Genomic DNA, 10,608 nt, shown 5'->3' with positions numbered 1-10,608 from the left:
CCAAGAACAACGCGGTAAGCACCGAAGACGTGCGCGCCTTTGCCGAGGCGATGGCAGTGAAAGCTCCGGCGGCGCTGGCGCTTTACGGCCCCGTGTCAGGCGCGCCGACACTGGCGCAACTGCAGGAGAGGCGCGCGGCGTGATGCTGTTGGGCCGACGCAAGCTGAAACTCGAAACCGAGCGTCTGAGCTTGCGCCCGCCGGTGCATTCCGATTTCAATACCTGGGCCGCGCTGCGCCGTGCGTCGCGCGACTATCTGACCCCGTGGGAACCGATCTGGGCCAAGGATCACCTGAGCCGCAAGTCCTTCACCAACCGGGTTTATTGGGCGCAACGCTCGGTGGCCAGCGGCACCGCGATCCCGCTGTTTCTGTTTCGTCGCTCTGATGACGAATTGCTGGGCGCGATCACGCTGGACAATGTGCGTCGCGGCCCCGCACAGGCAGGCACGTTGGGCTACTGGACCGGGCAGGCCTATGCCCGTCAGGGATATATGCGCGAGGCCATCGGCGCGGTGGTGCATCATGCCTTTACCCGGCTGGACCTGAGCCGGATCGAGGCGGCGTGTCTGCCCGAGAACAAGCCCTCACGCGGGTTGCTGGAAAATTCCGGGTTCAAATACGAAGGCGTGGCGCAGTCGTATCTGCAGATCAACGGACGGTGGCGGACGCATGTTCTGTATGCGTCATTACGATCTGACCGGCGGGGCAAGACCGATGCGGGCTAGGGGGCTCTGCCCCCGCCGCGGCAAGCCGCGACCCCCCCGAGGTATTTTTGAACAGAAGAACAAGGGACATGACTTGGCGGGCGTATGCGCTACACTCAGGTCATGCGGTGGATTGTTTTTGGGCTGATGATGATTGCAGGCGGGGCTGTCGCGCAGGAGCGGCGGCCGAGCCATTGCATCGCAATTGCGGATGCAGCACCCGGCATCGAGTTTGTTCATAAGGCGGCGTGGCAGGACCCTGTACCCGAATTTTCTGTGCGGATCAGTTATGTCGCTCATGCGTCGTTTCTGATCCAGACACGGGGCGGGCTGAACGCGGTGACGGATTTCACCGGCTTCATCGGAAGTGCCGATTTCATTCCGGATGTGGTGACGATGAATCACGCTCACAGCACCCACTGGACCGCGCATCCTGATCCCGCGATACCACATGTTCTGCCGGGATGGGGTGAGTTCGGGCAGGGGATCGAGCATTACCTCGATCTTGGCGAAATGCTGGTGCGGAATGTCTCGACCGATATTCGCTCGGCTTTTGCGGGCGTGGAAGAGCGCGGCAATTCGATTTTCGTCTTCGAGATAGAAGGCTTGTGCATCGGACATCTTGGGCATCTGCACCATGTGCCATCAGATGAGCAATTCGCGGCGCTTGGCCGTCTAGACGTCGTCATGGCGGCCGTGGATGGCGGGACGACCATGCCGTTGCCCGAGATGATCTCGGTGCTGAAACGACTCAAAAGCTCGGTGATTATCCCGATGCACTGGTTTTCCGGTTTTTCGCTGGAGCGGTTTCTGGTCGATATCCGGAATGACTTTCCGGTCGAACGGGACGGCGTGTCCGAGATTGTCGTCTCGTTGCGCACATTGCCTGGCCGGCCCACGGTTGTGGTGCTGGAACCGCAATATCTGATTGATCTGGAATAGGTCTTGTTGTTGCGGCTTGCCTTGGGCAATGAGTAACCATGGTTCTGAACCCCGCTGATGAGAATTTTGCTGATGTAATCCGCGCGCAACTTGGCGCGGATATTCTGCGCCCGGTTGATGCACGCTATCTGGAAGAGCCGCGTCGAAGGTTCGCGGGACAGGCTGGTCTGTTGGCTTTGCCAAGGTCGGTTGAAGAGGTCGCGATGTTGGTGCGGCTGGCCTCAGATTCGCGGGTGCCTGTGGTTCCTTATGCTGGCGGAACGGGTCTGGTTGGCGGGCAGGTCATGCAGGATGGCCCCGCGCCGCTTTTGATCTCGACAGAGAGAATGGCGGCTATTCGCGGTGTATATCCGACCGAGAATGTTCTGGTCGCCGAAGCGGGGGCGGTCCTGGCCGATATACATGCCGCAGCCGAGGCAGCCGGGCGTCTGTTTCCGCTTTCGCTTGCAGCGCAAGGATCCTGCCGTATCGGCGGAAATCTGGCGACCAATGCCGGTGGGGTCAATGTCCTGCGATATGGCAATGCGCGCGATCTATGCTTGGGGCTTGAAGCGGTCTTGCCAAGTGGCGAGATCTGGCATGGCCTCAGCCGGTTGCGCAAGGACAATACCGGGTATGACCTGCGAAACCTGCTGATCGGTTCAGAAGGAACGCTTGGGATTATCACCGCAGCCACGTTGAAGCTGTTTCCGCAGCCTGCGGGTGTCGGAACCGCGATTTTGCAGGTTGAATCACCTGACGCGGCAATCCATCTGCTGGCGCTTGCGCGCGATCTGGTCGGCGATGGTGTGAGTGCTTTTGAGCTGATCCACCGGCAAGGGCTGGAATTCCTGTCAGAAGTGTTGCCCGACATTCGCCAACCTTTCGACGAGCCGCCGGAATGGAGCGTCCTGATCGAGCTGGGCTTGTCCGTTGGGCAAGACCCGGCCGAGATGCTTGAAACGATCTTTTCAACTGCTGAAGGTCTGGACCTGGTTTTCGATGGGGTGATCGCCCAGACCGGGGCACAGCGCGATGCTTTATGGGCCGTGCGCGAGCAGATACCCGAGGCCAACCGGTTGATAGGCGCAATATCGAGCCACGACATCTCGGTCCCGATCTCAGTGATCCCCGACTTCATCGCACGCGGGCAAGAGGTAGTGGCCGAACAAGGTCCGTTTCGGATCAACTGTTTTGGTCATGTGGGGGATGGAAATCTACACTACAACGTATTTCCGCCAAAGGGGCATGACCGGGCAGAATATGACGGTATTCGGGGCGCGGTGAAAACGGCCATCCATGATCTTGTGCACGAATTTCACGGATCGATCAGTGCTGAGCATGGGGTGGGCCGACTGAAAGCAGGCGATCTTGAACGTTACGCCGATCCGACCAAGTTGCAAGCGATGCGGGCGATCAAGGCGGCGCTTGACCCCAAGGGGATCATGAACCCTGGCGCGGTTTTGGCGTCAACCGGGTAGGGGGCGCTGCCCCCATCCCGCCCCTTAAGGGGGCTGGATTCCCCCGAGGTATTTTTGAACAGAAGAAGGGCGGGGCTTATGCGCCCTCGAAGGCGCAAAGCGCGTGGACGTCCATGCCCATCTCTTCCAGCTGTTTGCGGCCGCCCAGTTCGGGCAGGTCGATGATAAAGGCGCAGGATACGATTTCGCCGCCGAGGCGTTCGATCAGCTTGATCCCCGCGACTGCTGTGCCTCCGGTGGCCAGCAGGTCATCGACCACGAGGATTTTTTCGCCCGGCTGGATGGCGTCGTCGTGGATTTCAACGATGGCCTCGCCGTATTCCAGCTTGTAATCCTGACTGATGGTGGTGCCGGGCAGCTTGCCCTTTTTTCGGATCGGAACAAATCCGACGCTGAGCTGATGCGCGATGGCACCACCCAGGATAAAGCCGCGGGCCTCAAGCCCGACGACTTTGTCGATGCGCTCGCCCGCATAGGGGTGCAGCATCTGATCGATGGCGATGCGAAAGCCGCGCGGATCGGCAAACAGAGTGGTAACATCGCGAAACATGATCCCTTCATGCGGGAAATCGACGATTGTCCGGATGTAATCCTTGACGGTTTTGTTTCTGGACATGAGCCACCCTTTCGACGTCAAAACACGCTGGGGGTTTTGGCGTATGACGGGCAGCCTTGCAAGGTTCGTTCGCCGCCCGTGACAATTTACGCCGGACGCCTCAGAACCGCCGTGGCGATGCCCATCCCGATCAGGGTCAGCCCTCCGAAACGGGTTATTCCGGTGATGATGCCGGGGCGCCCGATCATCTGACGCAGACGGTCTGCCAGCAACGCGTAGGCCAGAGCGTTCAAACCGGCCAATCCCACGAAGGTTGCAATCAGGATTGCAAATTGCGGGCCAAGCGGGTCAGCCGGGCGCAGGAATTGCGGGACGAAGGCGATAAAGAAAGCGATGGATTTCGGGTTCAATGCAGTGACGGCGGCCGCATGGCCAAACACACCGCGTGCGGTGACATCCCGACCCGTTGCCACGGTTTGAAGCCCGTCAGACGGGGCGCTACGCAGCAGTTTGAGACCCAGCCAGACCAAATATGCGGCGCCAACCCATTTCAGAACAGAAAACAGCGTTGCTGAGGCCAGAACAAGCGCGCCAAGACCCATAAGAGACGCGGTCATTGCGATCAGGTCGCCAACTGCGACTCCGGTCGCCGAGGCGACCGCCACGCTGCGACCTTTGGACAGCGCGTAGCTCAGCACCAGTAAGACCGTTGGGCCGGGGATCAGCAGCAAGGCGGTTGATGCAGCCACAAAAGCCAGCCAGATATCCAGAGACATGAGAAACCTTCGACACAGTTTGCGCCAGCAAGCCCTGTTACGAGTTTCGCGTCAACCTTTTCGATGGTTCGGTCACGTAGCGCATCACCGCCTCAAGCGGGCCGTGTCTGAATTTGCGGCTCCAAAGTATCGCAAACACTGAAGACATGGCACAGAACAGCGCCGCATATCCAACGATCTGTGCCGCGCTTAATTGGCCGTCCAGCAGCCCCGCCTCGTCCAGAATGCCCATGCCGATCAGAATATGCGCCATGTAAAGCGTCAGGCTTTGCCGACCCGGCAAAGTCAGCGCCGGGGCAATCCGCGTCTTTTCGATCCGGGGCCATAGTTTCAACAGCAAGCCGATAACCAAACAGGCCGTACCGGTGCCCGCAATGATGTAGAACGGACCCGGAGGGATGGATTCGGTGCCCAAAAGCGCTGCCAGATCGGGGTCAGAGGTCAGCATTTGTGGGAACAGGGCCAATACGGCAGCTCCAAAGCCCCACATGATCAGCCGGTGTTGAACGCATAATGTGTGCAGTTCAGATCGCCCGATAGCCATACCGATCAACAGAAAGACGGTCCAGGGAAAGACCGGGTGCCAGCCGTTGAAGAACAGGTTGCGCAGGAAACCGGGCAGGGTCCACAGGTCGACATATGTCAGCGCTGTCCAATCCCAGCCGCGATCATAGTCAAAGATGAAATGCGCCGTGAGACTCAGCGCGATCAGGGCACCCGCGCCCAGCCACATCATGCGCGGTTGGGCGGTTAGAAACAGCGCGCCGATCACAAAATACACGGCATAGAAATGCAGAATATCGGCGTCGAAGATCGTCATGTTCAGCAGGCCCAGCCCGAACAGGAAAGCGGCGCGGCGCAGCAGAACAGGCCCCGAGATCCGCGAAAGACCGACGCTGACGCCCGCCAGCACGACAAACAGCGCCGCCGCGCGCCCCTCAAGCGCGTCGATCAGGGATGAGGCCCAGTCGTTCCCGGGCGCAACCTGTGCTGCGATGCGAAAGTTCACCAGAACCATGCCGCAAAAGGCCAGAAAACGCGCAGCGTCCAGCGCATCAAGACGTTTCACATCTGTCCTTCGCAATGTTCTAATAGCCTGTTTTGCATCCGATAATCGCATTTAAGTTGGATTTGACGCGGGAGTTTTCAACCATGGTCTGGAAAATTGAACTTGCGGTCGACATTCCGGCAACAGGATTAAGTTAAGATTAAGCTCGGAGAGCATAGGTTGAAACCATGGCCCGAGCCCCCCAGACTCTTTCGTAACTCCAACCCGGTCGGAGGGGCCGATGGTACAGACAGAACAGTTGAACACGAACTCGACCGCCTCGCGGTCAGCTTTCCGTGGGATCAGGGGCGTTGTGGCCGCCTTGGTCCTTATTTCGGCTGCGATCTATGCGGGCATTCTGGGGTATATGTACGCCAATCAACGCGCCATTTTGTTCAAACCGGGCGGTGAGTTGCCGGAACCCCGCGCCGTTGGGCTGGCCGATGTCGATGCGATCTCGCTGCCGATGGCGGATGGTGCCGTGCTGACAGCATGGTCGGCGCCGCCCGCAATCGATGGCGCGCCGACGGTTTTGTTCTTTCACGGCCAGTCCGGCAATCTGGGCGACCGCGCCGACCGTATGCGAGAAATTCTCAACAGCGGCTATGGCCTGCTCGCCCCCAGCTATCGCGGCTTTCCAGGCAGCGAGGGCGAGCCCTCGGAAATTGCCTTGATCGAAGACGGCGTCCAGATGTTCGACCGGCTGGATGGCGCAGGTGCTGAGGTCGTGCTGCACGGGCAGAGCCTTGGCACAGGCGTGGCCGCCGCCGTGGCCGAACAACGCCCCGGTGCCCGGCTTCTGGTGCTTGAGGCTCCGTTCACGGCGACCGTCGATGTTGCCGCCGAACGCTATCCGTGGTTGCCCGTATCAGCACTAATGAAGGATCAGTTCGCCACCCGCGATCTGATTGAACATATCACTGTGCCGACCTTGATCTTTCACGGCACCAATGACGAAACGGTTCCGTTTCACCATGGCGCGGCTCTGGCGGAAATATCCGGCGACAACACGCAATTCCATGCGATCCCCGACGGAACCCATAACGACCTGTGGTCACACGGGTTGTGGGATGAGGTGCAGAAAAGCCTGTCTCAGAACTAGAGGCCAACAGGATCAGAGGATGCGACCCGCCACCGCGTCCAGCTTTGCCATCAACGCGGGATCGCGCTTTTCCGGCGCTGTCAGGATCGCGTATTCCAGCGCCCGGTCGCAGCCATGCGGGCAGGGAGCGCGTTCGGACCCGAGCAAGGCGGGCAGACCCTTGACCAAAGCGCGGCCCTTGTCTGCATTGCCGGTCAGGGTGGCGATGATGGCGGTCACATCGACCTCACCATGATCGGGGTGCCAGCTGTCGTAATCTGTCACCATGGCGATCGAGGCATAACAAAGCTCCGCCTCACGGGCGAGTTTCGCTTCGGGCATGTTGGTCATGCCGATCACATCGCAGCCCCATTGCTCGCGGTACATCCTCGATTCCGCCAGCGTTGAAAATTGCGGACCTTCCATCGCCAGATAGGTGCCGCCACGATGGATGGTGATCCCCGCGGCGTTTCCGGCTGTTTCGCAGGCGTCCGACAGGCGCGGGCAGGTTGGATGCGCAACGCTGACATGAGCGACGCAGCCCGACCCGAAAAAGCTTTTGTCGCGCGCAAATGTCCGGTCGATGAACTGATCCACGATCACAAAATCGCCCGGCGCCATATGTTCGCGAAACGACCCACAGGCCGAGATCGATATCACATCCGTCACGCCCAACCGCTTCAGCGCGTCGATATTGGCGCGATAGGGTACATCCGTGGGCGAATGCACATGCCCCCGCCCGTGGCGTGGTAGAAAGGCCATGGCAACGCCATTCAAGGACCCGGTCAGGATCTGATCCGACGGTGCGCCCCAGGGAGTTTCGACCGTGACCCATTCCGCATTTTCCAGACCATCTATGTCATAGATGCCCGATCCTCCGATAACGGCAATTCTGGTTTGGGTCACTTTGGCTCTCCGGATGAAATTTCTGCTTCTTTTGTTCTGCGGGGCCGCACGGGATTTGGCAAGTGGCTTCAACGCTTTGTGCGTGGCCGTGGCCTGCTATGCGTTAGGCGCATGGCAGAGTCCCACTCTGCGCCGTATCTCTTGTCGGGAATGACCGCTAGAACGCCCCATTCGCGCGAACATGACGACCCACAGGACTGATCCATGCCCCGAGCCTTGCTGGCAAGCTTTGCCAATCGCCTAGCCATTCCCGATCTGCGTTGGATGCCCGACGAAGGCTTTACACTGTCCCGTATCCGGATCGAGCTGTTGTCGGGTCTGACAGTGGCCCTCGCGCTGGTCCCCGAGGCGGTCGCCTTTGCCTTTGTCGCGGGGGTTCACCCGCTGGTGGGCCTTTACGCGGCATTTCTGGTGGGCCTGATCACCGCGCTGATCGGTGGCCGTCCGGGCATGATCTCGGGCGCAACAGGCGCGTTGGCTGTGGTCATGGTTGCCTTGGTCGCGCAGCACGGGGTTGAATATCTGTTCGCCACGGTTGTTTTGATGGGCATCCTACAAGTGATCGCAGGCGCGATGCATTGGGGCCGGTTCATCCGCCTTGTCCCGCATCCCGTGATGCTGGGCTTTGTAAACGGTCTGGCCATCGTGATTTTCCTGGCGCAGATGGGACAGTTCAAGGTCCCCGGCACGATGGAGAATACCGGCCACGGCATGGGCGGCGGCGAATGGCTGTCCGGGCTGCAGCTTTATACGATGCTGGGCCTTGTTGCGCTGACCATGGCGGTGATCTGGGTCATGCCCCGCGTGACGCGGATTATCCCCGCGCCGCTGGCCGGGATCGTTGTCGTCGCCGCGCTGGTCATCGGTCTGGGGCTCGACGTCCCCCGCGTTGGCGATCTGGCGTCAATCGAGGGCGGCCTGCCCGCCTTCCACATCCCGATGGTGCCGCTGGAACTTGAGACCTTCCGGATCATCCTGCCCTACGCCGTCATCCTCGCCGCCATCGGCCTGATTGAATCCCTGCTGACCCTGAACCTTGTCGGCGAAATCACCGGCAAACGCGGCGGAGCCTCGCAGGAATGTATCGCACAAGGTGCGGCCAACGTCGTCACCGGCTTCTTTGGCGGCATGGGCGGCTGTGCGATGATCGGTCAGTCAATGATCAACGTGAAATCCGGCGGTCGCACCCGCGTCGCCGGGATCGCCGCAGCCCTGTTCCTGCTGGTCTTCATCCTGTTCGCCGCGCCTTTGATCGAGCAGATTCCGCTGGCCGCGCTGGTAGGAGTGATGTTCATGGTGGTGATCGGCACCTTTGCCTGGAACTCATTCAACATCATGCGCAAAGTGCCAGCGATGGATGCCTTCGTCATCGTGCTGGTGACGGTTGTCACCGTAATGGAAGACCTCGCGGTCGCCGTAGTCGTGGGCGTGATCGTCTCGGCACTGGCTTATGCCTGGAACAACGCCAAACGCATCCACGCAGAAACCCGCGAGTCGGTCACCGAAAAGGGTGCCAAGGTCTATGAAATCAAGGGCCCGTTATTCTTTGGCTCGTCCGAAGGCTTCGTCGAACTGTTCGAGGTGAGCTCTGACCCCGAACTGGTTATCGTCGACTTCGCCGACAGCCGCGTCGTGGATCAGTCGGCCTTGCAGGCTATCGAAAACGTCGCAGCCAAATACGAGGCCGCCGGCAAGCGCGTCATGCTGCGTCACCTGAGCCGGGATTGCCACAAGCTGCTGACCAAGGCCGGTCACCTGATGGTGGACAGCGACGACGACCCGGATTACGGGCTGGTTGTTGATTACTCGGTCCGCACCGGCATCCTTGGGGGCCATTGATTTTTGCGAGGCTCTGCCTCGCGCTCCGGGATATTTGGGGACAGATGAATAAAGGATCCCCTGCTTCATCTGTCTGAAAATATCCCGGGGGAGACGCCGAAGGCGGCGGGGGCAGAGCCCCCTAATCGTCCGGTCGGCTAAGCGAAAACAGATCTGTTACAACTGAATAATCCCGATACCCCAGTCGCGCCAGCGGCTGGAATGTGGTCACGTCGAACTTGCCATCCCTGATGTGATCGTCATGCAGATGGATGCCGGTAACTTCGCCAAACACCACGCGGTTTGCAGCACCCGGCAGGGTCACGATCTGAGTCAGCCCGCATTCCAGCGCCGCCGGAGCGCCGTCAATGCGCGCACAGGGGATGGTTTCGCACTCCACGGGGGTCAACTCGGCGTGATCGAACTCGTCGATATGTTTCGGCAACCCGGCAGAACTTGCATTCATCGCATCACGGTGCGCGTGGCTGACGATGTTGACGCAAAACACGCCGGTTGCTTCGATGTTAGCCATGCTGTCCTTGGTGCCATTCTGGTCGTCCTTCATCCCGGTCGAGGCGAACATCACCTGCGGCGGTTCATAGGCGACCCCGTTGAAAAAGGAATAGGGGGCCAGATTATTGACCCCATCCGCATCGCGTGACGAAATCCAGCCGATGGGGCGCGGCGTGATGATCGCGTTGAACGGGTTATGCGGCAGGCCGTGGCCGTTTTCGGGACGGTAGAACATAGGTACTCCAAGCGTTTGCCCAAGTCGTACCGAAGTGCTAGGGCGATTGCCAGCAAGGAAAAGAGGACCGGGGTGCAGCAGTTCGGAATCAGGCCGGAAGAGCCGGACGATTGGTGGGAGGTCGAGGCGCTCTATGACCTGTGCTTTGCGCCGGGGCGCGAGGCGCTGTCGTCATACCGTCTGCGCGATGATGTGCCCCCTGTGACCGGGTTGTCGATGGTGGCGCGCGATGGTCAGGGCATTCTGGCCGGGGCCATCCGGTTCTGGCCGGTGCATGTGGGCGATCACGACGCGCTGCTGCTTGGGCCTGTTGCCGTCCATCCGACCCATCAGGGCGAAGGGCTGGGCGGTTTTCTGATCCGCGAAGGCGTGGGGGCAGGTCTCGATCAGGGCTGGCAGCGGGTCATGCTGGTGGGCGACGCGCCATATTATGCGCGGTTTGGTTTCAGCCCCTTGCAGGGGGTCGAGATGCCGCCGCCGACCAACCCCGAACGTATTCTGGGGCTGGATCTGACCCCCGATGCGTGGCGTGATGTGGCGGGGTCAGTGACGCGCTGGGCGCGCTGA

Annotated in this window: 11 protein-coding genes and 1 pseudogene; 7 read left to right on the top strand and 5 right to left on the bottom strand. The window is 60.3% G+C overall.

Annotation, left to right across the window (positions count from 1 at the left end):
* The 4 genes and pseudogenes from ACR0FG_RS16710 to ACR0FG_RS16695 all read left to right on the top strand — a co-directional run.
* A pseudogene (locus ACR0FG_RS16710) lies at positions 1–143 on the top strand (insulinase family protein); the annotation flags it as partial.
* A complete protein-coding gene (locus tag ACR0FG_RS16705) occupies positions 143–727 on the top strand; it encodes a GNAT family N-acetyltransferase (RefSeq protein ID WP_480894140.1) in 585 nt (194 codons plus the stop codon). The pseudogene ACR0FG_RS16710 and the gene ACR0FG_RS16705, both read left to right, overlap by 1 nt.
* Before the next feature lie 129 nt (positions 728–856).
* Entirely contained in the window at positions 857–1,648 is a 792-nt protein-coding gene (locus tag ACR0FG_RS16700) for an MBL fold metallo-hydrolase (protein ID WP_480894139.1), read from the top strand.
* Positions 1,649–1,686: 38 nt separating this feature from the next.
* Entirely contained in the window at positions 1,687–3,108 is a 1,422-nt protein-coding gene (locus tag ACR0FG_RS16695; RefSeq protein WP_480894134.1) for an FAD-binding oxidoreductase, read from the top strand.
* 76 nt (positions 3,109–3,184) lie between these two features.
* On the opposite strand, the gene ACR0FG_RS16690 is transcribed toward ACR0FG_RS16695, so the two are convergent.
* The 3 genes from ACR0FG_RS16690 to ACR0FG_RS16680 all read right to left on the bottom strand — a co-directional run bounded on the left by ACR0FG_RS16690 (position 3,185) and on the right by ACR0FG_RS16680 (position 5,509).
* Positions 3,185–3,724: an adenine phosphoribosyltransferase gene (locus ACR0FG_RS16690; protein ID WP_170716213.1), complete on the bottom strand. Its 540-nt coding sequence runs from the start codon at positions 3,722–3,724 to the stop codon at positions 3,185–3,187.
* Between the two features lie 86 nt (positions 3,725–3,810).
* The gene (locus ACR0FG_RS16685; RefSeq protein ID WP_480894133.1) at positions 3,811–4,440 is read right to left on the bottom strand and encodes a LysE family translocator; all 630 of its coding nucleotides are present in this window, start codon (positions 4,438–4,440) and stop codon (positions 3,811–3,813) included.
* Between the two features lie 37 nt (positions 4,441–4,477).
* Positions 4,478–5,509 (bottom strand): DUF418 domain-containing protein, encoded by a 1,032-nt coding sequence (locus ACR0FG_RS16680; protein WP_480894132.1) that lies wholly within the window; start codon positions 5,507–5,509, stop codon positions 4,478–4,480.
* A gap of 220 nt (positions 5,510–5,729) precedes the next feature.
* Between ACR0FG_RS16680 and ACR0FG_RS16675 the strand changes: the two genes are divergently transcribed.
* Positions 5,730–6,590, top strand: a complete 861-nt coding sequence (locus ACR0FG_RS16675) for an alpha/beta hydrolase (RefSeq protein ID WP_480894131.1) — start codon at positions 5,730–5,732, stop codon at positions 6,588–6,590.
* Between the two features lie 12 nt (positions 6,591–6,602).
* Here ACR0FG_RS16675 and ACR0FG_RS16670 read toward each other — a convergent pair whose 3' ends face one another.
* Entirely contained in the window at positions 6,603–7,475 is an 873-nt protein-coding gene (locus ACR0FG_RS16670; RefSeq protein WP_480894130.1) for an S-methyl-5'-thioadenosine phosphorylase, read from the bottom strand.
* A 204-nt stretch (positions 7,476–7,679) separates the two neighbouring features.
* On the opposite strand from ACR0FG_RS16670, the gene ACR0FG_RS16665 reads away from it, so the two are divergent.
* Positions 7,680–9,314: a SulP family inorganic anion transporter gene (locus ACR0FG_RS16665; protein ID WP_480894129.1), complete on the top strand. Its 1,635-nt coding sequence runs from the start codon at positions 7,680–7,682 to the stop codon at positions 9,312–9,314.
* Between the two features lie 121 nt (positions 9,315–9,435).
* On the opposite strand, the gene ACR0FG_RS16660 is transcribed toward ACR0FG_RS16665, so the two are convergent.
* Positions 9,436–10,041, bottom strand: a complete 606-nt coding sequence (locus ACR0FG_RS16660) for a flavin reductase family protein (RefSeq protein WP_480894128.1) — start codon at positions 10,039–10,041, stop codon at positions 9,436–9,438.
* A gap of 72 nt (positions 10,042–10,113) precedes the next feature.
* Between ACR0FG_RS16660 and ACR0FG_RS16655 the strand changes: the two genes are divergently transcribed.
* A complete protein-coding gene (locus ACR0FG_RS16655; protein ID WP_480894127.1) occupies positions 10,114–10,608 on the top strand; it encodes a GNAT family N-acetyltransferase in 495 nt (164 codons plus the stop codon).

This window comes from Ruegeria sp. E1 (assembly GCF_056534225.1).
Note: the sequence above shows the minus strand (reverse complement) of the source record. Positions and strands in the feature narration are given on the sequence as shown.